Consider the following 21,334-nt stretch of genomic DNA (forward strand, 5'->3'; position numbering starts at 1 on the left):
CCGCAGCCACATCCATCTGCGAGGTCGACCCATGAACCGCACACGACTTCTGGGCCTGGGGCTGGTCGGTCTCGCGGCCGTGCCGACATTCCTCGGGGCCGGCGCCGCGAGTCCGGCCGCATCCGCCGCGCGCGCACTGCCGGTGCCCGTGGTGCAGACCTGTACCGGGTTCCAGACCGAGGCCTTCACTCCGGGGTTGAATTCGACGCTGCGTCAGGTCGCGGGGGAGGGCAGCGGCGAGTTGACGTCCTGCCTGCCGTTCGGTGGCGCGCTGCCCGCCTCGGGCCGCGTCACGTCCACCATGTCGGGGCTGATGAGCTGCGACGGGGGCACCCGCACGCGCACGACGACCATCACCTGGGACGACGGCGGCACCAGCACGCTCGAGGAAACCGGCGGCGTCGAAACCCCGGTCGGCGGGGGGCGGTCGGCGATCTTCAAGGGCAAGGTCCGCTCCGGACGTTTCGCCGGCGACACGACGGTCACCACTCGGACGCTGTCACCGTTGCCCAAGCCGCAGTGCGCGACCGAAGCGGGCCTCACCGAGGCCGGCGGCCCGCTCGTGGTGGAACTCACCCACCTCTCCTGATCCGCCGACGGGCTCGCCTCTACAAGGTCGAACAAGACGCACCGACACGGCGGCCCGCGCGATGAAACGCGGTCGGCGACGGGGTCGTTCGACACGCCGGCCGCCGAACGAACCGACGCGGCCGACGTGCCCAACGCGAAACGGCGCGCGGTGTCCCCCTGCCGCGCCGTCGCGAAGGACGTGACGGCGTCGGGAGCGGCACAGCTACGTTGCGAGGGCCGACATGCGGACGGTCGACCGGCCCCGAAGGCAGCGACGGCTACGGCAGTCGGGTGCCGATGCGGAGGATGACATCGCCCGAGCCGTCCGGGGACGGGTGTGTCGACCAGACCCGTTCGGAGATCGTGGTGCCGCGGGTGGTGGTGTACTCGGCCACCCACAGGGTCGCCCGCTCGTCCGGGTCGATCAGCACCTGTGCGGTGGTTCGCGAACCGTCGGCGAACACCAGGTCACCCGGTGTCCTGCCGGCCCGGTGCGGGTCCGTCGACCCGGGAGTGTGCACGCGCACCAACGCGCCGGGATACAGATGTGAGCCGGCGGCCCGCAGGACCGGCCGCTCCGTCGTCTCGCTCATCCGTGTCGTTCCTTCCCTCGGCTGCCCGCACCGCGCGCCGCGGCAGTCGCGTCCCTGCCGTTCCGTAGTGGACGGGTGGGCGGTGGGCGGTGGGCGGACCCGATGGTCGCCCATGATTGCTCGCCCATCCAATGTCATCCGGTGCGGGAGCGCCCCCGGTGGTGGGCCCTTCGGGTCCACTCGAGGCCAAGGGCCGGTGAAGCGTCACGGAGGAGACCGACCGTGCCGGGCCCCTCCCCCGCCGCCGGCCCGCACGTGCGTGGGGCCGGTACCGATGGGTGTCGGTGCCGGCCCCGGGTCGCTCGTGTGCGTCGTCAGTCCTTGAGGGCGTCCTTGACGTGTTCGCCGGCCTGCTTGAGGTCGCCCTTGACCTGGTCCGCACGGCCTTCGGCTTCGAGCCGCTCGTTGCCGACCGCGCGTCCGGCGGTCTCCTTGGCCTTGCCCTTGACCTTGTCGGCCATGTTGTCGGCCTTGTTCGCGGCGCTCATGCGTACTCCTCCGGATCGACGATGACGTCCCACGCCTGCCCCGGCCCTCCCGATTCACACCCCGGTCGAGACGCCGGAACACGACCCCCACCCGGCGGCTTGAATCGAATGATCGAATCCCCAGAATTCGATACGCACGGGAAATGAGAGGTGCCGTGCCACTCCGGTTGCCCAGGGGAATTCGGGCCGATGATTTCCGGTCATTATGCGCGAACAATGCATTGGACCCGGGAAATTGGTGAGGAGCGCCATTGTCAACCGTCAACGAATAATCGGGTGGGCGTAGGTCTCCGGGCTTCCTCCGAGTGTCGCGGCGCATACTGTCGGACCTCGGCGAAACTCCCGGTGCCACTCCCCCACCCTTGGGGAGACAACGATGCGCATCGCCGTCATCGGAGCGGGCATCGCCGGACTGACCGCGGCCTGGCTGCTGGACGAGGAGCATCAGGTCACCGTGTACGAGGCCGCCGATCGCATCGGTGGCAACATCCGTACCGCCACGTTCGGCGGTGCCGGGGACAGCCCGGTAGCGGTGGATCTCGGTGCCCAACTGCTGTCCCCGACGGCATACCCGTGCCACACGGCGCTGCGCCGGGCCCTGGGGCTGAGCGTCGACCACACTCTGGACGTCCCGTTGACCACGACGCTCTCGCGGGCGGGTCGGGCAACGCCGACGCTGGTCACCCCCGACTCCTCGGCCGCGGCGACCGAGGGCCGTACACCGCTGTCGGGGGGCTCGGCCGCACGCACGTTCACGGAACTGCTCACCGCGACGGCACGACTGGAGGCCGAGAACGGGCCGGTCACCACGACGGTGGGCGACCTCGCCGGCGCACGGGAGTTGCCGGTCGACGAGGTGCGGGACACCTTCCTGGCCTGGTGCGCGTCCCTCGTCGGCTGCACCGTGGACCAGGCCGCCGAGATACCCGCACGAGCGGTGGCCGGTTGGATCACGGGCGCGGCGCCCGAGCACCCGGACGCCGCCCCGGTCTGGCACCTGCTGGCGACAGGGCTGGGGGAACTCGTCTCCCGTATCGCCGACTCCCTCGGCAGCGACGTCCGCGTCGGCGCACCCGTACGCGCCATCGACGTCGAGGACGGGCACCCGTGCCTGCTGGACGAGGCCGGCATGAGCGCATACGACGCGGTCGTCGTCGCGACCTCGGCTCCCCGGGCTCTGGACCTCGTCGGGGGTTGTTCCGATCTGAAGCCCTCGGCGGAGCTGCTGGCGGCGTTCGACTACGTCCCCACCACGGTGGCCCTGCACCGGGATCCGGCGCACATGCCCGCAGACCGGGCGTATTGGTCCACCACATGCGTCACCACCGACGATCGGTGGGCCGAGAGCACCATCCGACTGGGGCCGATTCTGGGCACCGACGTGTTCAAGAGCTGGATCACCCACCGCGCCGAGCCCGAGGACATCATCGCCCGCGCGGACTTTCGCCAACTGCGCCCCACCGTCGCCGGGGCACGGGCCGCCCAATCGCTCGCGGGTCATCAGGGCCGACAGGGCGTGTACTTCGCGGGCAGCCACCTCGGGGACGCCGACAGCCAGGAGAGCGCGGTGCGCTCGGCGATCCGGGTGGTGCGTCCGCTTGTCACCCGCGGCGATCGATTGTCCGTGGTCGCCGCCGACCCCTCCCGGCACTGACCGCCGCCCCGATTCGCCAGGCAACGACCGGCGCCGCCGAGGCGCCGTGGTGGCCAAGCGAGCAGTCCGCCGGGCGCGGTGACAACGAAACGCGAAGCGGGTTCACGGTTTCCGATCTACGGAATATTCGTTGAATCGATATTCGGGGCGGCCTCGGATTTCCGCCGACTCGTGAATTCGCACTCGGCGCCGTGATCCGGCGCGGACGGCCGACGCTTTCCTCGGGCCCGTCGAGACATGTATTTCCATGAGCCTTTTCCATTTTCGGCAGGAGATTCCATGGTCACCTCACATCAACCCCCGTGTCCCGAGCACGCCCGTCTCCGAAACCGCCCGCGCACGGACTACCCGCGCGATGCCGGCATCCCGGCGCTCTTCGCGGAGCAGGTCACCGCGCGCCCCGACGCGCCCGCCGTCGAATGGGTCGGCGGAGGCTGGAGCTACGGCGAGCTGGGAGAGCGGGTTCGCCGCGGCGCCACGGGCCTACGGGCGCGCGGCGTAGCCGAGGGGGACCACATCGCAGTGCTGATCGGTCGCTCCGCGGACGCGGTGGCCGCGACCCTCGCGATCCTGTACGCGGGTGCCGTGTACCTGCCCATCGATCCCTCCTACCCCGCCGACCGCATCGCACGAATCCTCACCGACGCCGACGTCCGCACGGCGGTGTCCGCACCCGGCGCGGACGTCGAGGTACCCGACGGCGTGGACGTCGTGGGCACGGACGAGTTGTTCGCCGCCCCGGACCGGGCCGACGAGCAATGGTGGCGTGGGCGCGCCGCGGGAGAGGCGGCGTACGTCATCCACACCTCCGGTTCCACCGGCGCGCCCAAGGGTGTGGTGTGTCCCCATCGCGGCCAGACGAGGCTGGCCCGCGACACCGGCGACCTTCGTGTCCTGCCCGAGGACCGATGGCTCGCGACCACGAATCCGACCTTCGACATCTCCTGCCTCGAAATGTTCGCGACCCTGCTCAACGGTGCCTGCCTGGTCGTCGCCCGCGACGAAGACCTGTTGGATTCCAAGGCGTTGGAGAGCGTGCTGCGCGAAGCGCGGATCAGCGTGACGTGGCTGAGTGCCGGACTGTTCCACCAACACGCCCACGTCGCGCCGGAGATGTTCGCGAGCCTGCGCTGTCTGATCGTGGGCGGCGACACGGTCGGGCCGCGCGCCGTGCGGGCCGTGCTGCGCCACGGGCGGCCGGGAATGCTCCTCAACGGCTACGGGCCCACCGAGAATTCCTCGCTGTCCACGACCCACCGGGTCGACGAGTTGTCCGCGCGGGCGGAGAACGTACCCATCGGGATCAACGTCGCGGGCTCGACGTCGTACGTGGTCCGTGACGACGGGACCATCGCCGACCCCGGCGGGACCGGCGAGTTGTGGGTGGGCGGCGACGGCGTCGCGCTGGGCTATCTCAACGACCCGGAGAAGACGGCGGAGCGCTTCGTCGAGGACCCGTGGACGCCCCCCGAGGTGCGCTCGCGCCTGTACCGCACCGGCGACATGGCACGGTGGCGCGAGGACGGCGCGCTCGAGTACCTGGGGCGCCGCGACCGCCAGGTCAAGCTGCGCGGCTACCGGGTGGAACCGGACGAGGTCGAGGCGGTGTTGTCGGCCCACGCACGTGTGCGGCAGGCCGCCGTGGGCGTCGTGGGCGAGGGCGCCGGCGAGGTGTTGGTGGCCGCGGTCGTGGCACATTCCGACCGGGAGCGGCGGCGCCTCGCGCGGCGCCTGCACGAGCACGTGCGCGACCGGCTCCCCACCTACATGGTCCCCGCCCGCATCGCCGTGGTCGACCGTTTGCCCTTGACCACCAGCGGCAAGGTCGACCGAGGCGAACTCGCCGAGTTGTCGGCACCGGAATCGGCGCCGGGCACCGGCGACGAGGAACCGCGCGGCGAATGGGAACAGGCCGTCGCCCGGGTGTGGCGCGACGTCCTGGACGCCGACGCGGTGAGCCGCGACGACACGTTCTTCGCGCTGGGTGGCACATCCCTGCGTGCCACGCGGATCACCGCCGCTCTTCGCGAACGGCTGCACATAGACGCCGGATACGGCCGCACGATGATCCGTGACCTGGTCGGCGACCCGTCGCTGGCCGACTTCGCCGCCGCGGTGCACGCGTTGCACGAGGGACGTGCGCACGACGACACGCCCGTGGACTTCGCCGCGGAGGCCCGACTCGCTCCCGAAGTGCGCTTCGACGCGCCCGCGTCCACGCGTCCGCGAAGCCCTCGGCAGGTGTTCCTCACCGGAGCGACCGGTTTCCTGGGCGTACACCTCGTCGAGCGGCTCCTGGGCGCGGGGGTGGAGCGGGTGCACTGCCTGATCCGCGCGGACGACGCGCACGAGGCCCTCGACCGCCTGGCCGCCCGGATGCGGCGGCACGGCGTGGACCCCGAACCGCTGACGGACCGCGTCGTCCCCGTGCCCGGCGAACTCGCCGAACCGCGCTTCGGCCTTTCCGACGACACCTGGAGCGGCCTGGCCCGCGGGATCGACCTGATCGTGCACTGCGGTTCGCGCGTCAACTTCGCCTACCCGTATGCGGCGTTGGCGCCGATCAACGTCGGGGGAACCCGTACCGTCCTGGAATTGGCCGGCGAGCACACCCTCAAACCGGTCCATCACATCTCCAGCATCGCGGTGATCGCGGGCTTCGGCACCGCCGGCATCGAACACGTCGACGAGGACACCCCGCTCGAACACGCCGACCGCATCTCCCTGGGCTACCCCGAGACCAAGTGGGTCGCCGAGAAACTGATCGTCGAGGCCGGCCGGCGCGGTCTCCCGGTGGCCATCCACCGGCCCTACGAGATCACCGGCACCCGTGATCGCGGCGTGTGGAACACCGACACGATGATGTGCGCCCTCTTCCGCACCATCGCCGAGACCGAACTCGCGCCGGACATGGGCCTGCCCCTGGATTTCGTGCCCGTGGACTACACCGCCGAGGCGATCGTGCACATCATCACCCACCAGGAACCCGACGGCCGCGTCTACCACCTCACCAACCCCCACGACGCCCGACTGCCGCTGCTGGTCGAGCGTTTGGTCGCCATGGGCTACCCGGTGCGCACCATGCCCTACGACGCCTGGAGCGGCATGCTCGCCGACCTCACCGCGCAACTGCCCGATCACCCCATGGCCCCGTATGTCGCCATGTTCGTCGAACCCGCCCATGACAGCGACGTCACGGTCAAGCAGATGTACACCGACGGCACCTTCCCCCGCTTCGGTCGTCACAACACCGAAGCGGCGCTCGCCGACAGCGGCCTGGTCTGCCCGCCCGTGGACGCGGAACTGCTGGACACCTACCTGCGCGAGTTCCGCCGCACCGGATATCTGGCACCGCCACCCGAAGGGCACTGACCGCAACCGCCCGAGCCCGACGCGCGAGATCGCGCGACCGGACCACCAGACACAACGAATCAGGAGATCCCCGATGACCCGCATCGACGCCGCACGACTCGTCGAGGAAGTCGAGAACCGGCGCCTCACCCACCCCGTCCCCAACGCCCTGCTCGCCACCGACACGGAGTTGACCACGGAACACCTGCGACGTCTGGTCGGCACCGAAGCCCAGTGCCACCGCACGGAGTTGGCGGCCTACGGCACGATGCTCTCCCGCTTCCCGCACCGCCCCGCCGCCGACCTGTACCTGCAACTGGCCCGCCTGGTCTACGACGCGTCCCCCAAACTGGACGAGTGTGCCCGGGCCCTGGGCCTGGACCCGGCCGAGCTGAGGTTCTGGCCGTCCGAGAGCGCGACGTACGCCTTCGACGGCGTCGTCTCCTGGGTGGCGGTCCAGGGATCGCAGGCGGCCACGGGAATGTCCTCGTACGCCGACCTGACCTGCTACTTCTCAGGGTGTGCCGAACTGGTCGCACGGGTGCGGGCAGTGGGCCTGAAGGTGCCGGACGAGTTCCTGTCCTACTACGAGGACGACAGCCCCGACGAATTGTGTCGCCTCGCGCTGGAGGTCGTCCAGGACGGTCTCGACCGAGGTGACGACCCCGACGAAGTCCTGCTGTGCGCCCGCCTGTTGGACGACAGCGTCGGCGACTTCTGGCGCGCCGCGGCCGCCGTGTGAGCACCACGGAGCGGTCCGGGGCCGGCGCGCCGTCTCGGCGCCCGGTCACCGACCGACGATGCGATCGACATGAGGAGACCCGGTGAGAATCGGTATCGCGGGGGCGGGTGTCGCCGGGCTGACCCTGGCCTGGCTGATCGACGGAACCCACGACAGCGTCGTACTCGAAGCCCGGCACGACCTCGGCGGGAACTTGCGTTCGCGGCGTCTCGCCGACGCGGGCGGCGCCGCGCGCACGATCGACCTGGGCGTGTACAGCGTGGCGTTGGAGGCGTTCACGCTCTTCGAGAGTCTGACGCGCAACCTCGGACTGGGCGAGGACGATTGGATCACCACAGCGGCGACCTACACCATCGCGGAGGCCGGACGGGAACTCCCGCTGTTCCGAGGCCCCCTGACCACGCCGGGCGACGACGGCGCGGCGGAGAGCGGCCCTTCGACCGCGGAAGCGCGGCGGGCGATCGCCATGCTCGTGCGCGAGGCGTCCGACTGGATCGCCCGAGACCTGGACTGGGCGACTCCGCTGCGCGACGTCGTGGAGCCGTGGCCGCTACCCGCGGCGGTGAAGGAGAACCTGGTCTACGCCCTGCCTTCCTCGCTCTGGGCCTGTGATCTGTCGCAGGCGTCGACGCTGTCCGCGCGGGCGACGGCGGCCGTGTTCGCAAGTGACGCGCCGGCCGGCACGACACCGACCACGCAGACCCTGCGCGAGGGCATGCAGGACGTGGCCCACCGACTGGCCGCCCGACTGAACACCGCGGACCTGCGCCCCGGCACCGCGCTGCGGCACATCCGCCGCGTGGGCGATCGACTGGCGATGATCGACTCTCGGGGCGACACGCACACCGTGGACGCGATCGTCCTGGCCGTTCCGGCCGACGCCGCCGCGGAGGCGCTGCGGGGCCTGCCGGGAGCGGACATGGCTCGCCGCGCGCTCTCCGCGTACCGGTACGCGGACATCGGTCACGGCGTGCACCTGGATCCGTGTTACCTCTGTCCCGACCCCCTGCATCGATCCACGACGAACATCACCGTCGACGGTGGCCGGGCACTGAGCACCGTCCGACGCCGATTCGACGACGGCGGCGAAGCCTTCGTCAGCCGACTCGACCACCGCGAAAGCCTGCCGCGTCGCCTCCTCGCCCGGGCCGGGTTTCGCACCCTGTTGCCGTTCCCGGCGACGTTCGCCGCCCAGGGCCGACTCCGCGAACTCCAGGGCCACGGCGGCCTGCACTTCGCCGGCCACGTCATGACGCGGGTCCCGACCCAGGAATCGGCCGTGGCCTCGGCCGTGGACGTGGCACGAGCCCTGGCCCCCGACAGCCCCCGCCTGGCAACACTCACCCCACCTCGGAAGGCGACACCATGACCACCCCCACACCCGCGTTCCAAAACCGCGAGGCCCACATCGGCGACCTCGTCATCCCGTGTATCGACATCTCCCGCGGCGTCACCACCGAACCGTCCGCGATACCCGGGCTGCGCGACCCGTCGGACGTCGTCGAGATCACCCGGGCCTACGCCGCCGGCAGCGCCCGGAAGGTGTTCCTCGACGTCTTCGACACGTGGGAGGGCATCGACTACCTCCCCGACGTGCTGCGCGGGATCAAGGAGGTCGGAATCGATCCGCTGGTCTCCGTCGAGCACGGTCGTCTCCCGTCCGTACGGCACATGGGAGACCTGCTGGCGGCCGGCGCGGACGTCGTGTCCGTCAGCACCGCGATGGTGGACGACCCGCAGACCGTGGAAGCGGCCGTGAGCGCATACGGCGGGGAACGACTCATGGGCGTCATCAACAGCAGGCGGACGCGTCCCGGCGATTGGGAGGCGTACGTCCGCGACGGCGAGCAGCCCTCCGGAGCCACCGCCGCGTCCATGGCGGGCCGATTCGCCGGCCTGCGGGTCGGAGCGATCCTGGCGAACAGCATCGACCGCGAGGGAACCGGACAGGGCTTCGATCTCGCCCTGACCCGTGCCGTGTCCGAGGCCTCCGGACTTCCGGTCATCGCCTCCGGAGGGTGCGGCACGCTCCAGCATCTGCGCGACGCCCTCCGCGACGGCCACGCCACCTACGTACTGGTCAACAAGATGGTCCACGACGGCAAACACTCCGTCGCCGAGATCCGGGACTTCCTCCTCGCCGACAGCCTCTACCGGCCGGGCCACTGATGCGTACCGTCGTCTTCCGAGAGCACGGGGAACCCGCCGACGTGCTGTGCGTGACCGACATCGAGCCGACCGACCCCCTCCCGGGTGAGGTCCGCGTACGCCTGACCGCGCGCCCCATCAACCCCTCGGACCTGCTGTGGATCCGCGGACGCTACGGCCGTGCGGCCCGCTTCGGGCCGCTCGCACCGGGCTCCCCGCCGGCCGCCCCGGTGGGTTTCGAGGGAGCGGGGGTCGTGGACAAGGCGGCTCCCGACGTGCACCTGCGGCCGGGCAGCCGCGTCGCGGTGTCCGCCGACGGAACCTGGCGGGAGTACCTCAACGTGCCCGTCGCGGACGTGATCGAGATCCCCGACCGTCTGCCGGACGACCTCGCCTGCCAGATGACCGTCAACCCGATGACCGCGAACCTGCTCCTGGACGACCTGGGTCTGGTCGCGGGTGACGTGCTCCTGCAGACCGCCGCCGCCTCCACGGTGGGTCGGATGATCACGGCGTTGGCGCGACGACGAGGCATCCGGTGCGTCGGTGTGATCCGCCGACGTCACCGCCGCCCGAGCCCGTCGGACGACGATGCGGTGGAAGTCCTCGCCGACCCCCCGGAGTCGGCCCGTGAGCAGATCGCGGACTTCGCCGGAGCCGGAGGTGTCACAGCCGCCCTCGACGCGGTCGGGGGCGCCACCGGCCGACTCGCGCTGGACTGCGTGCGCGACGGCGGACGGATGACCGTCTACGGCATGCTCTCGGGATCCGACATCGCGGTCCCACCCGACTCGCTGGTCTTCCACGGCGTCACCCTCGACGGTTTCTGGCTCCCCGAACGCCTGAAGGCCATGACGCCCGAGAAGGTCGGCGAACTCGTGCACACGGTGACCGACCAACTGACACACCATCACCTGGACGCGCCCGTCGCGGGCCGCCACGACCTCGCGGACGTCGGCAACGCCGCCCGAAACGCCGAAAGCCGCGCGGGCACGGGCAAGATCCTGCTCGTGGGCTGACCGCCGCCGGCGTGCACCGGCAACGGAACCCCCACACCCGCCGGGCGTCTTCCCCACGGTACGACCGCCACAACACCGACCGCGTGACCGCCCGAAGCGGCCTCACCTGTCCACCGGTCGACGGTCGCCTGATCGACCTCCACCTCCGACGCTTTTACCGACGACGACCGACCCCCACGACCTGACAACCACGAAAGGGGCACCACATCATGTCCGACGTGCGCGGCCGCACAGCGCGACGACTGGCCGACGAAGTCGCACACCGGCGCAAGACGGACCCCGTCGGCAACGCCCTGCTGGCACTCCCCCTCGAAGCGGACACCGTCGCGAATGCCCTGAGGCGCCTGGTCGCCGTCGAATTCCGGACCCACGCCGCCGAACTGGTCGCCTACGGCACCATGCTCTCCCACTTTCCCCGGCGCCCCGCCGCCGACCTGTACCTCACGCTGGGCCGCGTGGTGTGCAACGCCGGGCCCAGGCTCGAGGGCGTCGCCCGTTCCATGGGCATGGACGTGGCACGACTCCGGCGGTGGCCCGCCGAACGCGGGGCACACCCGTTCAACTGCGCGATGACGTGGGCGGCCATGGCGGGTGGCCAAGCGGCCGGAGCACTCGCCGCGCACTCCGACATGATCACCTACTACACCGACTGCTGCGCTCTGGTGGACCGTCTGCGCGCCATCGACGCCGACGCCACGGACGAATTCATCGCCTACTACGACGACCCGGTCGACGACGTGCTGTGCGCGCTCGCCCTGGACGTCGTACAGGACGGCCTCGACCACGGGGACGATCCGGAGGAGGCGATCCTCCACGCCCGCCGTGTCGAAGAGGCGATCGGAGAGGTGTGGCGGGCCGTCGCACATCCCGAACCGAACCGACCACTCGCCGGAACGCCGCTCGCCCTTCCGACACGCGCGGTCCCCTCATAGGCCCGAACGAGCAAGCCACGACGAATCGCCCGGGCACCCCAGTCACCACCGCCCCGCGCACCGACCCGCTTAGGGTCGGCCGCGGGTGATCGTCGACCGGGCGGCCGTCCGGGTCCGGGACCGGATCAGGCGTGTGGCCAGACATTGCACATGGGGGTCTTGAAGTCGGGCGTGTACTCACAGGTAACGGTGTCGATGCTGCGGATCTTCGTCCATACGCCACGTTCGTGGTAGGTCTGGCCGAGCCCGTAGAACCTCACGTGGTATCCGGTGTTGGGGAAGGAAAAGGCATCGACGTCCTTTTTGTCGAACGTCCATCCGCCCACCGCCGTCCTGGGCTTGAGCGGCTGCTGCGCACAGCTGACCACGCGACCCTTGTCCGAAAAGTTCCAGACGGCGCACAGATCGGGGCCGCCGTCGTCGAGCCGCAGGGTGTACGTCATCAACGTGCTCGTCTTGTTGACCGCCCGGCCGCACGGCGCGCCCGTGCAACCCGCCGCGTTGGCGGGCCCGCCCGTGAAGACCACGCCCGCGAACGCCGCCCCCGCGACCGCCACACTCGCGACGAACTTCTTTCGACGACTCATCCGTTCCTCCTCGTTCCGCACACCACGGCGGTGCGCTCCCCCCGACTTCGTCCGCCGGCTTGGCAGCCACCATCGCTTCGGCCGGCCGCGGCCGGAAAGGCCGGCACCGTCCCATCCCGGGCCGCGGGACGCCCGAGGCACGCCGACCTGCGGTTTTCCTCCGGACTCGGGACGGCGTTCGGCCAACGCCCGGACGGTGCGGACGCATTCGCCGGCGGCGGAACGTGCCGTCCGCGCGCGGAATCCGGCGCGGGGTGACGAACAGCACGGTGTTGGCGTCGGCGGCGAGGGTGGCGTCGGTGCGGTCGTTGGCGGCAGGAGGCCGATGGCCTCGTGCGACGAACCCGGTCTCCGTACGGGCGACTCAACCACTACGCCCGGTCGGCCTCGCCGTGTGGTTTCGAAAGTCGACGACGCGGCCGTGTGCTCTTCTCCCGCACGCTACCCGGCGACAATCCCGACCCCACGCCATCGCGAAGCGAGACGACATCGTGCGATCCACCTCCTCCTCGGCCCGTGCCGCAGGGGTGGTCCGCCGTGTAGGGCCGCGCAGCCTCACATCCGGGATCTCAGCACGTCGACCTCACAGCCCGGTGCGAAGGGGTCGAAGCCGTGCTCGATCAGCCGGCGAACCGCCAGCAGGCTTCGCAACGACCACCATGCGTGGATTGCGTCGAGGTCGATGTCCGTGCCGTAGCCGGCGATGACGTCGTCGAGGTGCTCCTCGTGTCCGAGCGTGAAGGTGGCGAGGTCGTACAGGGCATCACCCCGGCCCGCCTCGGACCAGTCGATGATGCCCGTGACCTCGTCGCCGTCGACGAAGACGTGCGCGATCTGCAGGTCGCCGTGCGTGAACGCCGGAGTCCACGGCCGGAGTGCGGCCTCGGCGACCCGGCGGTTGCGGGCGACCAGGTCGGCGGGCAGCACGCCGTTCGTCACGAGCAACTCGCATTCGTCGTCGAGTTCGGCCTCCAGCGCGATGACGCTCCGGCCGGCGCGGCCCGGCCGGGACGGCGGCGGCGCGTCGTGCAGCTGCCGGATTGCGGCGCCCGCGGCGGCCCACGCCGTCGGCGACCCGGTCGACGGCCCTCCGAGGCGCCCGAGCGTCGTCCCCGGCAGTGCGGCGATCGCGAGCACGGGCGGCTTGCGCCACAGGACCCTCGGGGTGGGGACCGGCGCCAGGGCCATCGCCTCGACCTCGACGTCGATGCGAGCCTGATCGGCGTCCACCTTCAGGAACACGTCGCCGACGCGCAGGGTCGCCCGCTCGGAATGGGCGACGACGACTTCGACCTCATCCATGGCGGCCTGTGCGTCGGCGAACGGCGCCAACGTCTTGTGGTGTTCGGAGGGTCGCAGTGCTGCGACGGGAGTGTTGATCAGTTTGTGTCCGCTCGCAGCAACTGAAGCCGTAGCGCAAGAGGTCGGTCATACCGGTGTCGTCTTTCCTCGGCGAGTGGTGAGCACTTCGTCGATGAGCCGGGCGGTCTCGGCCGGCTTCGTCGTCGCGGTGGGTACGGTCAGATGCCAGGCCATGTCCTTGCGGGCTTCGAGGTCTTCGAGGGTTGCGTCCCAAGCGACCAGCCGCGCGTCGGTGTCCGAATCGCCGCGTTGTTTCGATCGGGATTCGGTGATCTCCCGAGGGCACCACAACAGCACCGTCGTCCAGTCGGCGACTCCGCTGCCGACCAGAGCGAGAATGCCCTCGATCTGGCCCAGATGCACCACCGGTACGCCTCGTGCACAGGCGTCGACAAGGCCCGGCCGGTCGACGACGTAGACGTTGTCGTATCGGCTGTTCTCGTAGACGACGCCACCCTCGGTCCGTAGCTTCGCCAACTGCGCCGCGGTGCCCATTCTGTAGCCCTCGGTCCTGCCCGAGCCGAACTTCAGCCGCCGGAACTGCGCGTAGCGTGAGTCGAGTGCGGCGAGCGCCGACGTGACGGTGTCCTTCCCCGAGGCCGGCGGCCCGTACAGGATGACGCCCTGAGTCATGCCTACATTGCTCCGATCGCGTGCCGGGCCTGGTCCGCGAGCGAGACCACCGTGCCCATCTCGTTGTCGACGACCATGTGCCGCACCGCATCGAGATCGGGAAGACGTCGACGCCTGCGGCGTTGCAGCGGTTTATGAGTCGCCGTGTCCGGGCGGTGTCGGTCATTTCGGCGATGAACGGCGCGGTGGATCGACCTCCTTCCCGCCCGCGTGGTGCGATGCGGGCGGGGCACGGTCGCCGGTCGCCGACGCCGAGCAACCGCGAACGCTGCCGGAACAACTCGCCCGGCACGGCGACATCGGTAAGGAGTACGGCAAGAAGTGGCGCCATACCGCGTCTTCGGACGCGCTGTTGCCGATTCGCCTCGCACGGCACGGCGGAGCCGGAAGAGCGATGGAACGACCGATCGGCCGGTCTCGGGCGCGGTCGCATGACCGCCGGCTACGTTCGCCGGCCGACTTGTACGGCCGTCCCGTACACGTAGAAGTGCCCCTTGGTCGCGATGTTCGTGCGTCCGCTGAGCGCACCCACGGACGAGGACGTCCGGTCGAGGACTTCGATGCGCAGACCCAGGATCATGTGGGCGCCGTTCGCCTCGGCGTTGGAGCCCAGCCGCTGCAGGGCGTCGCTGAGCTTGTTGTCCGAGGCCCAGGTGAGCCACGCCTTGGTGATGATCTTGTCGGCCACGGGCTGGTCGATCGTCAACATCGGGATACTCATCGAGCCATCCTGCAACCCGTGCCGTGCCTCGCGCCACATTCGGCTTGTGCGGGGAGGATCCGGAGGATTGCCTACCCGTGGCGCAGGGCCTTCTTGTCGATCTTGCCAAGGGCGGTGAGGGGCAGGGACGGGCGGATGCGGATGTGCTTGGGCGTCCAGATCCCACCTTTCGACTGCCTTACGTGGGCGGCGAGTTCCTCGGTCGAGGCGTCGCGGTCGGGGTGCAGGACGACGGCTGCGACGACTGCCTCGCCCCAGTGCGGGTCCGGTTCGCCGTAGACGGCGCAGTGGGCGACGGCCGGGTGGCCGGCCAGGACGTCCTCGACTTCACGGGGGTAGACGTTGAAGCCGCCGGTGATGATGACGTCTTTGAGGCGGTCGACGATGGTCAGGCGCCCGGACGAGTCCGTGCGCGCGATGTCGCCGGTGTGGAGCCATCCGTCGTGGAGCGCCGTTCGGGTCTGGTCGGGCTTGTTCCAGTAACCGTCCATGACCAGGGGCCCGCGTACGCAGACTTCGCCTGGTTCGCCGTCGGCGGTGGGGTTGCCGTCGTGGTCGAGCAGGGCGATCTCGACTCCCGGGACGGGGCGTCCGCAGGAGGCGAGGACGGCGGGGTCGTCGCTGCGGTGCTCGTCGGGGTCGAGGACGGTCAGGGCGTTGGGGGCTTCGGCTTGGCCGTAGTGCTGGCTGAGGATCGGGCCGAACAGGGCTCGTGCCTGGGTGAGGCGGTCGGGGGTGGTGGGGGCCGCGCCGTAGAGGATCCATTTCAGCCCGGACAGGTCGGCGGTGCGGGTGCGCGGGTGGTCGAGGAGTGTGTAGAGCATGGTGGGCACGAGGAAGGTGGTGTCGACGCCGTCGTGTTCGACGGCGTCGAGGACTCGGTCGGGGTCGAATCCGGGGTGGATGACGAAGGTCGCGCCTCGCAGCAGGCCGGGGGCGATGAGCAGGCCGGCGGCGTGCGACATGGGAGTGGTGATCAGGAAGGTGGTCCGCTCGGGCCAGGACCAGGTGGTGCCGGCCCAGGCGTTCGCGGTCAGTGAGCGGTCGCCGAGGACGACGCCCTTGGGTTCGCCGGTGGTGCCCCCGGTGTAGAAGAGGTAGCAGGCCGGTCCGCGCGGATCCCGTGTGGTGGGGGTGATGTGCGCGGCCTGGTCGGCGAGTTCGTTCAGCGTGACGACAGTGGTCGTGGTGCGGGCCGTCGCGGCGCGTTCGGCGAACCGGGTCTCGTCGACGATGAGCAGGTCGGCGCCGCTGTCGCGGAGGACGTACGCGTCGTTGTCGCTGGTGCCGAGAGGATGCAGCGCGGTGAAGCGGATTCCCGCGAGGCAGGCGGCGGCCATGGTGGTGAACGCCTCGGGTCGGGGACCGGTGAGCAGGGCCACCGCGCGGTCGGGGGTGGTTCGCAGTCGACCGAGCGCGGCGGCGACCCGCTCGATGCGTTCGGCGGTCTCGCGGTAGGTGAGGGTGTGTGGCCGGCCCTCCGCGGTCCAGCGGAAGGCCGGACGGTCGGGGTGGCGGCGCAAGGCTGAGAGGATCAGTCGGGCGTAGCCGCTGTCGCGGTGTGCGGCGTCGGGCGTCGGGGGTGTGTTCACCGGGTGCCTCCCAGGATGGTGACGGCCGCGACGGCCTCCTCGATGCCGTACAGCCCACCGCCGTTCTCCGCGGCGGCGATCCGCGCGCCTGGGACCTGCCGGGTTCCGGCTTCGCCGCGCAGTTGGGTGACGAGTTCGAAGATCTGCGCGAGGCCGGTGGCGGACACCGGGTGTCCGCGTGACTCCAGGCCGCCGGAGGGGTTGACGGGTAGGCGTGCGCCCAGCGCGCCGGCGCCGGACAGCGACCAGGGGCCACCGTCGCCGACCGCGCAGAAACCGAGGTTCTCGATCTGCTGGATCTCACCGAAGGCGGTCGCGTCGTGTACTTCGGCGACGTCGACGTCGTCGGGCCCGATGCCCGCCTGTTCGTAGGCGGCAAGTGCCGCTCGGCGGCCGATGTGGAGGTCGACCCGGTCGGCGGGGCGGTCGCTGCCCGAGAGCAGGGCGCTCGCGAGTACGCGAACCGCACGCGCGTAGCCGGGTCGGGTGCGGGCGGTGTCGGCACGCATGACCACTGCCGCCGCGGCGCCGTCGCTGACCGGTGAGCACATCGGGACGGTCAGCGGCGGGGCCACCTCGCGTGCGGCCAGGACCTGTTCGGCGGTGAAGGCCCTGCGGTAGTGCGCGCGGGGGTTGTGGACCGAGTGGGCGTGGTTCTTGGCGGCTACGGCGGCCAGTTGCTCGCGGGTGGTGCCGAAGTGCTCCATGTGGGCGCGGGCCAGCGAGGCGTAGACGTCCATGAACACGGAGCGGTCGCCCGGGGCACCGGGGGATGCCGGGGTCTCGGAGAGGGCGCGCAGGCCGGCGAGGGTCTCCGCACGGCGGCTCACGTCCAGGGCGCCGTCGAAGACGGTCAGGCCGCGCGCCGCGTCGGCGCACACCAGCTTGTCGACGCCCACGGCCAGAGCCGTGTCGGACATCCCCGCGCGTACGTGGGCGATGGCGAGCCACAACGCGCTGGCGCCGCCGGCGCAGGCGTTCTCGACGTTGACGACCGGGGCGTGGGTGAGTCCTGCGGGGCGCAGGGACACTTGGCCGGGGATCATGTGTTGGCCGTCGAGAGCCTTCTGGCTGACGGTGGCGTAGAAGATGGCGCCGATCTCGCGGGGGGCGATCCGGCCGTCGGCGAGGGCGCCGGTGACGGCCTGTCGGGCGAGGTCGGCGGCGGTGTGGTCGGTGTGGCGGCCGAAGGCGGTGCAGCCGACGCCGATGATCACGATGTCGTCGGTGGGCGCGGGGTTCACGTCGTCACCACCGTGTTGCGCAGCACGCCGATACCGGAGACCTCCAGCTCGACGGTGTCGCCGGGTTCGAGGAATCGGCCGTGCTCGACGCCGCAACCGGTGGGCACCGTGCCGGAGCACAGCACCTCGCCCGGGTACAGTCGGGTGCCGGTGGAGGCGAAGGCGATCATGTCGGCGAAGGTGTGGTCCATGTCGGCGCTGGTGCCTCGGCTGACCTCGGTGCCGTTGATCCGCGCCACCATCTTCAGGCGGTACGGGTCGGTGAGTTCGTCGGCGGTGACGATCCAGGGCCCGAGCACGTTCGCGTCGGTGAAGTCCTTGCACTTGCTCAGGCCCAGGCCGGTGGCCATCTCCTCGCGCTGGGTGTCGCGCGCGGTGAAGTCGTTGAAGACGGTGTAGCCGAATATGTGCGCGGCGGCGTCGTCGCGGGGGATGTCGATGCCACCTCGTCCGAGGACGCAGGCGAACTCCAGTTCGTAGTCGCGTACCTTCGAGTACGAGGGCCAGTGCACATCGGTCTCGTGGCCGGCGACCGCGAGCCGGTTGGCGATGTAGTACAGAGGACGTTCGAGCTGGACCCGCGGCAGCTCGACGGTGTGGGCGGGCACGCCCTCCATGCGGGCGCGGGCGTTGCGGAAGTGCTCCATGAAGCCGCCGAAGTCGCGGATCTGCGGCGGCGTGGGCAGGGGCGAGCGCCAGCGCACGTCGTCGAAGTCGACGACGGCCGCCTCGGGCGGATCGGCGAGGATGCGGTCGATGGCGTCCCGAGCGTGGTCGCCGCCCTCGATGACGTCCAGTACCGAACGCAGCGGGAGGGCGGCTTCCCTGGGCGGGACGTGGGCGGCGCGATCGAGCAGGACGAGCCGGCGTTCGCTCTCCAGCACGACGGCCGCGTGCTCGCTCGCGCGGTGGACGACGGTGGCAAGTTTCACAACGAGGCTCCTGGCGGAAGGGTTCGGGTCACACGAACGCGACGACGCGGGCGGGGGCCGCGCTGGCTCGCGCCAGCTTCAGCGGGAAGAACGCCACCCGGAACCCGGCCGGCGGCAACGCGGCCAGGTTGGCCAGTTGCTGGACGATGAAGACCTCGCGCTCGCGGCCGGCGCGATGCCCGTCCCACAGCACCGCGTTGTCGCCGCCCGTTCGGAAGGCCTGCGCCATGACCGGGAAGGGCAGGTCCCAGCCGGCCGCGTCGGAGCCGAGCACCTTCGCGCCCCGGTCGGCCAGGAACAGGGTGCCCTCGCGACTCATCCCCGGGTATTGGAAGAACTCCGGGTCACCGGGCCCGAATCGCTCCTGTCCGGTGCGCAACAGCACGGCGCCGCCCGGGGGGACGTCCACGCCGGTGTCCGCGATCGCGGCCTCCAGAGACGCGACCGGGATCACGGTGTTCGGCCGGCAGTGCTCGCGCAGATCGAGCACGATCGCCTCACACCACAGTTCGTCCAGGGCGATGTCGGTGATGGTACGAGCGGGGCGACCCTCGCAGGTCGAGCCGTAGTGCAACGGGGCGTCGACGTGTGTCCCCAGGTGCGAACTGAATCCGTCGAGCGTCTCCGAGCCCCACCCCTCCCCGTCCGGCAGGTCCTCGACGCGGCACGCCATGGCACGGGCGAATTCCTGCCGGCCGGCGCCGGTGGGATGCGCGTACGTGATGTCGGGAGCCACCACCCCCGCGAGCGTGCGCATTCCTTCCGGCAGGAGTTCCCGGTCGGCCGGGTCCAGGGTCCTGGTCAGATCGATCAACCGCATGGTCTGCATGGCGCGACCACCCACCTCTCATTGGACGTCCAACATATTATTGGACGCTCAACACAGCAAGTGGTTGTGGGCCGTGGGATCGGGTCGCGCCGAGGCTGCGAGGGTCGCGGACTCTAAGTGTTCGCGCCGCCACCCTCGCGGCCGACGGAGGGCAGGGCGGCGGAGTAGACGGCCTCCACGGCTCGGACGGCCCCGGCTCGGTCGACCGCGTCCGGGTCGAGGCGATGCTGGAGATTGATCCCCAGGCTGGTGCCGAGCAGCGCGACCGCCAAGGAGTCGGGATCCGGTCCGTCCGTCGACGAGGGGGCGACCTCCCGCAGGTAGTCCGCGTACAGCCGCCGCAGCGCGACGTACTGCGACGCGTACGCCCGTCCCACCGCCGAATCCCGAGTCACCGCCTCCAGCAGGAGGGTGCCGTAGATCCGCGCCTCGGGACGCGACATCAACGCGAAGTTCGCCGAGATCAACGCGGCCGCACCCGGCGACTCCTCGGCCAGACGCGCCCGCAGGAACTCCGTTCCCCGGCGGAAGGCGTCCTCCACCACCGCCACCAGCAGGCCGTCCTTCGAGCCGAAGTGCCAGGCCACGGAGCCTCGGCTGATCCCGGACAACGTCGCCACCGCCTGGATCGACATCGCCGTCGCACCGCCCTCCGCGACGAGTTCGAACGCCGCTTCCGTCAGGCGCCTGCGCGTCTCCTCGGAGATCTCCTGTTTACGCGTCGCCATGCCCCGACTCCCTCACTGTGCGAAACCGTCCGCGAGCCATCCGCCCGGACGCGCGTCCGCGAACCGGACGCACGGCCAACCCTACGAACCGCCGCGACGTCATCGTTCGCCCGTCCGATGGCCCTTGACTTTCCCGGTGGGAAAGTCGGATGCTTACTTTCCCACCAGGAAAGTGAGGTTCCATCATGACCGACACCGCTCCGGAGCAGGCCCGCGCCGCGCTGGACGCCGTCGACCGTGCCCGGCGCCACGTGGCCGACGAAGTCGGTCTGCCCCGCGGCTACTGGTGGGCGATGGCCGCCGCCTGGATCGTGCTGGGCGTGCTCGGCAGCGTATGGCCGTGGCTGGGCGCAACCGCGGCTGCGGTCTTCGGCTCCGGTCACGCGATCGTCGCGACGCGCCTGCTCGGCGGACGCCGACGCACCGGCCGGGTGCAGGTCAGCGCGGCCGTCGCCGGGCACCGCACCCCACTGGTGGTGGTCGGCATGCTGGTCGTGCTCGTCGGCGCCACCATCGCCGCCGCGCTTGCACTGGACGCCGACGGCGCGGAGCACGCCGCCATCTGGGCCGCAGTGCCGATCGCCGCCGTCATCGGGTTCGGCGGACCGGACATCCTGAGCGTTCTGCGCCGGTGGGCGCGGGCATGACGGCGCCGCGGTTCGACGAACTGATCCACCCCAGCACCCGGTTGACGCTGGTGGCGACGCTGGCCGCCACCGACTGGGCGGAGTTCGCCTACCTCAAGGACCGACTGGGGCTCTCCGAATCCGCGCTGTCCAAACAACTCGCCACCCTCGAAGAGGCCGGATACGCAACCACCGAGCGCCGCGTCAGCAGCGGTCGCCGCAAGGTGCGCGCCCGCCTGACCGGCGCCGGCCGGAACGCCTTCGACGGGCACGTCGCGGCGCTCCAGGCCATCGTCGCCGGCGCCACAAAGCCCACCGACAGTCCCGCCACCCACTCCTGACACGGGCACGGCCGCGCCGGCGCACCACCCACCCGGCGCGGCAGGACCGGCGCCGTCAACGACCCCGCTCCCGGTGCCGCCGTCCACGCGTGGGCGATCTGCCTACCGATCGGATGAGTTCCCGGCCGACCCGTGACGGCGATCCTTGAAAGTGGCCGTGTCGCACACAAAGCGAAGTGTGCGTCAAGCCCCTCGGCGCCCTCGACGGGGCACGGGCGCCGGGGCCGGCTCGGCGTAGTCGA

21 protein-coding genes are annotated in these 21,334 nt (G+C 70.8%); 10 read left to right on the forward strand and 11 right to left on the reverse strand.

Annotated features, from left to right (window positions below; translation table 11 throughout):
* Positions 1 to 31: 31 nt before the first annotated feature.
* Positions 32 to 589, forward strand: coding sequence for a hypothetical protein (locus ACFRCG_RS10370; RefSeq protein WP_380030381.1), 558 nt, complete (start codon positions 32 to 34; stop codon positions 587 to 589).
* Positions 590 to 848: 259 nt separating this feature from the next.
* Here the strand turns inward: ACFRCG_RS10370 and ACFRCG_RS10375 are convergent, their stop codons facing one another.
* Both ACFRCG_RS10375 and ACFRCG_RS10380 read right to left on the reverse strand, forming a co-directional pair.
* Entirely contained in the window at positions 849 to 1,163 is a 315-nt protein-coding gene (locus tag ACFRCG_RS10375; protein WP_380030382.1) for a hypothetical protein, read from the reverse strand.
* A 314-nt stretch (positions 1,164 to 1,477) separates the two neighbouring features.
* Positions 1,478 to 1,651, reverse strand: coding sequence for a CsbD family protein (locus ACFRCG_RS10380; protein ID WP_380005935.1), 174 nt, complete (start codon positions 1,649 to 1,651; stop codon positions 1,478 to 1,480).
* 376 nt (positions 1,652 to 2,027) lie between these two features.
* On the opposite strand from ACFRCG_RS10380, the gene ACFRCG_RS10385 reads away from it, so the two are divergent.
* The 7 genes from ACFRCG_RS10385 (at position 2,028) to ACFRCG_RS10415 (ending at position 11,497) form a co-directional block, all read left to right on the forward strand.
* A complete protein-coding gene (locus ACFRCG_RS10385) occupies positions 2,028 to 3,305 on the forward strand; it encodes an FAD-dependent oxidoreductase (protein WP_380030384.1) in 1,278 nt (425 codons plus the stop codon).
* 279 nt (positions 3,306 to 3,584) lie between these two features.
* Positions 3,585 to 6,677, forward strand: a complete 3,093-nt coding sequence (locus tag ACFRCG_RS10390; RefSeq protein ID WP_380030385.1) for an amino acid adenylation domain-containing protein — start codon at positions 3,585 to 3,587, stop codon at positions 6,675 to 6,677.
* Positions 6,678 to 6,750: 73 nt separating this feature from the next.
* Positions 6,751 to 7,398 carry a hypothetical protein gene (locus tag ACFRCG_RS10395; RefSeq protein WP_380030386.1) on the forward strand — a complete coding sequence of 216 codons (648 nt, stop codon included), beginning with the start codon at positions 6,751 to 6,753 and terminating at the stop codon, positions 7,396 to 7,398.
* Positions 7,399 to 7,480: 82 nt separating this feature from the next.
* Complete coding sequence (locus ACFRCG_RS10400; protein WP_380030387.1) at positions 7,481 to 8,767, forward strand: FAD-dependent oxidoreductase; 1,287 nt, start codon at positions 7,481 to 7,483, stop codon at positions 8,765 to 8,767.
* Entirely contained in the window at positions 8,764 to 9,567 is an 804-nt protein-coding gene (locus ACFRCG_RS10405; RefSeq protein WP_380030388.1) for a HisA/HisF-related TIM barrel protein, read from the forward strand. Before ACFRCG_RS10400 ends, ACFRCG_RS10405 begins: the two co-directional genes overlap by 4 nt.
* Entirely contained in the window at positions 9,567 to 10,565 is a 999-nt protein-coding gene (locus tag ACFRCG_RS10410; protein WP_380030389.1) for a zinc-dependent alcohol dehydrogenase family protein, read from the forward strand. Before ACFRCG_RS10405 ends, ACFRCG_RS10410 begins: the two co-directional genes overlap by 1 nt.
* A gap of 209 nt (positions 10,566 to 10,774) precedes the next feature.
* Positions 10,775 to 11,497 (forward strand): hypothetical protein, encoded by a 723-nt coding sequence (locus ACFRCG_RS10415; protein WP_380030391.1) that lies wholly within the window; start codon positions 10,775 to 10,777, stop codon positions 11,495 to 11,497.
* Between the two features lie 125 nt (positions 11,498 to 11,622).
* Here the strand turns inward: ACFRCG_RS10415 and ACFRCG_RS10420 are convergent, their stop codons facing one another.
* From ACFRCG_RS10420 to ACFRCG_RS10460, 9 genes are all read right to left on the reverse strand, one after another.
* Positions 11,623 to 12,084 carry a hypothetical protein gene (locus tag ACFRCG_RS10420; RefSeq protein ID WP_380030392.1) on the reverse strand — a complete coding sequence of 154 codons (462 nt, stop codon included), beginning with the start codon at positions 12,082 to 12,084 and terminating at the stop codon, positions 11,623 to 11,625.
* A gap of 555 nt (positions 12,085 to 12,639) precedes the next feature.
* Positions 12,640 to 13,386 (reverse strand): phosphotransferase family protein, encoded by a 747-nt coding sequence (locus ACFRCG_RS10425; RefSeq protein ID WP_380030393.1) that lies wholly within the window; start codon positions 13,384 to 13,386, stop codon positions 12,640 to 12,642.
* Positions 13,387 to 13,512: 126 nt separating this feature from the next.
* Complete coding sequence (locus tag ACFRCG_RS10430) at positions 13,513 to 14,079, reverse strand: guanylate kinase (RefSeq protein ID WP_380030394.1); 567 nt, start codon at positions 14,077 to 14,079, stop codon at positions 13,513 to 13,515.
* Between the two features lie 442 nt (positions 14,080 to 14,521).
* A complete protein-coding gene (locus ACFRCG_RS10435; RefSeq protein WP_380030395.1) occupies positions 14,522 to 14,800 on the reverse strand; it encodes a hypothetical protein in 279 nt (92 codons plus the stop codon).
* A 71-nt stretch (positions 14,801 to 14,871) separates the two neighbouring features.
* The gene (locus ACFRCG_RS10440) at positions 14,872 to 16,392 is read right to left on the reverse strand and encodes an AMP-binding protein (protein WP_380030397.1); all 1,521 of its coding nucleotides are present in this window, start codon (positions 16,390 to 16,392) and stop codon (positions 14,872 to 14,874) included.
* Entirely contained in the window at positions 16,389 to 17,636 is a 1,248-nt protein-coding gene (locus tag ACFRCG_RS10445; protein WP_380030398.1) for a thiolase family protein, read from the reverse strand. Before ACFRCG_RS10445 ends, ACFRCG_RS10440 begins: the two co-directional genes overlap by 4 nt.
* A complete protein-coding gene (locus ACFRCG_RS10450; RefSeq protein ID WP_380030399.1) occupies positions 17,633 to 18,568 on the reverse strand; it encodes a fumarylacetoacetate hydrolase family protein in 936 nt (311 codons plus the stop codon). The genes ACFRCG_RS10445 and ACFRCG_RS10450 overlap by 4 nt, the downstream gene beginning before the upstream one ends.
* Positions 18,569 to 18,596: 28 nt before the next feature.
* A complete protein-coding gene (locus tag ACFRCG_RS10455) occupies positions 18,597 to 19,397 on the reverse strand; it encodes a cyclase family protein (RefSeq protein ID WP_380030400.1) in 801 nt (266 codons plus the stop codon).
* A 113-nt stretch (positions 19,398 to 19,510) separates the two neighbouring features.
* Complete coding sequence (locus ACFRCG_RS10460) at positions 19,511 to 20,125, reverse strand: TetR/AcrR family transcriptional regulator (RefSeq protein ID WP_380030401.1); 615 nt, start codon at positions 20,123 to 20,125, stop codon at positions 19,511 to 19,513.
* A 185-nt stretch (positions 20,126 to 20,310) separates the two neighbouring features.
* Between ACFRCG_RS10460 and ACFRCG_RS10465 the strand changes: the two genes are divergently transcribed.
* Both ACFRCG_RS10465 and ACFRCG_RS10470 read left to right on the forward strand, forming a co-directional pair.
* Positions 20,311 to 20,772 (forward strand): hypothetical protein, encoded by a 462-nt coding sequence (locus tag ACFRCG_RS10465; protein ID WP_380030402.1) that lies wholly within the window; start codon positions 20,311 to 20,313, stop codon positions 20,770 to 20,772.
* Positions 20,769 to 21,092, forward strand: a complete 324-nt coding sequence (locus tag ACFRCG_RS10470; protein WP_380030403.1) for a transcriptional regulator — start codon at positions 20,769 to 20,771, stop codon at positions 21,090 to 21,092. Before ACFRCG_RS10465 ends, ACFRCG_RS10470 begins: the two co-directional genes overlap by 4 nt.
* Positions 21,093 to 21,334: the final 242 nt, after the last annotated feature.

The sequence above is a fragment of the Embleya sp. NPDC056575 genome (assembly GCF_042793325.1).
Taxonomy (GTDB): Bacteria; Actinomycetota; Actinomycetes; order Streptomycetales; family Streptomycetaceae; genus Embleya.

What these genes read in the sequence shown, in the direction of transcription:
- ACFRCG_RS10370 (WP_380030381.1), top strand. Translation starts at nt 32, where the DNA reads ATGAACCGCACACGACTTCTGGGCCTGGGGCTGGTCGGTCTCGCGGCC.
- ACFRCG_RS10375 (WP_380030382.1), bottom strand. Translation starts at nt 1,163, where the DNA reads ATGAGCGAGACGACGGAGCGGCCGGTCCTGCGGGCCGCCGGCTCACAT.
- ACFRCG_RS10380 (WP_380005935.1), bottom strand. Translation starts at nt 1,651, where the DNA reads ATGAGCGCCGCGAACAAGGCCGACAACATGGCCGACAAGGTCAAGGGC.
- ACFRCG_RS10385 (WP_380030384.1), top strand. Translation starts at nt 2,028, where the DNA reads ATGCGCATCGCCGTCATCGGAGCGGGCATCGCCGGACTGACCGCGGCC.
- ACFRCG_RS10390 (WP_380030385.1), top strand. Translation starts at nt 3,585, where the DNA reads ATGGTCACCTCACATCAACCCCCGTGTCCCGAGCACGCCCGTCTCCGA.
- ACFRCG_RS10395 (WP_380030386.1), top strand. Translation starts at nt 6,751, where the DNA reads ATGACCCGCATCGACGCCGCACGACTCGTCGAGGAAGTCGAGAACCGG.
- ACFRCG_RS10405 (WP_380030388.1), top strand. Translation starts at nt 8,764, where the DNA reads ATGACCACCCCCACACCCGCGTTCCAAAACCGCGAGGCCCACATCGGC.
- ACFRCG_RS10410 (WP_380030389.1), top strand. Translation starts at nt 9,567, where the DNA reads ATGCGTACCGTCGTCTTCCGAGAGCACGGGGAACCCGCCGACGTGCTG.
- ACFRCG_RS10415 (WP_380030391.1), top strand. Translation starts at nt 10,775, where the DNA reads ATGTCCGACGTGCGCGGCCGCACAGCGCGACGACTGGCCGACGAAGTC.
- ACFRCG_RS10420 (WP_380030392.1), bottom strand. Translation starts at nt 12,084, where the DNA reads ATGAGTCGTCGAAAGAAGTTCGTCGCGAGTGTGGCGGTCGCGGGGGCG.
- ACFRCG_RS10425 (WP_380030393.1), bottom strand. Translation starts at nt 13,386, where the DNA reads ATGGATGAGGTCGAAGTCGTCGTCGCCCATTCCGAGCGGGCGACCCTG.
- ACFRCG_RS10430 (WP_380030394.1), bottom strand. Translation starts at nt 14,079, where the DNA reads ATGACTCAGGGCGTCATCCTGTACGGGCCGCCGGCCTCGGGGAAGGAC.
- ACFRCG_RS10435 (WP_380030395.1), bottom strand. Translation starts at nt 14,800, where the DNA reads ATGAGTATCCCGATGTTGACGATCGACCAGCCCGTGGCCGACAAGATC.
- ACFRCG_RS10455 (WP_380030400.1), bottom strand. Translation starts at nt 19,397, where the DNA reads ATGCAGACCATGCGGTTGATCGATCTGACCAGGACCCTGGACCCGGCC.
- ACFRCG_RS10460 (WP_380030401.1), bottom strand. Translation starts at nt 20,125, where the DNA reads ATGGCGACGCGTAAACAGGAGATCTCCGAGGAGACGCGCAGGCGCCTG.
- ACFRCG_RS10465 (WP_380030402.1), top strand. Translation starts at nt 20,311, where the DNA reads ATGACCGACACCGCTCCGGAGCAGGCCCGCGCCGCGCTGGACGCCGTC.
- ACFRCG_RS10470 (WP_380030403.1), top strand. Translation starts at nt 20,769, where the DNA reads ATGACGGCGCCGCGGTTCGACGAACTGATCCACCCCAGCACCCGGTTG.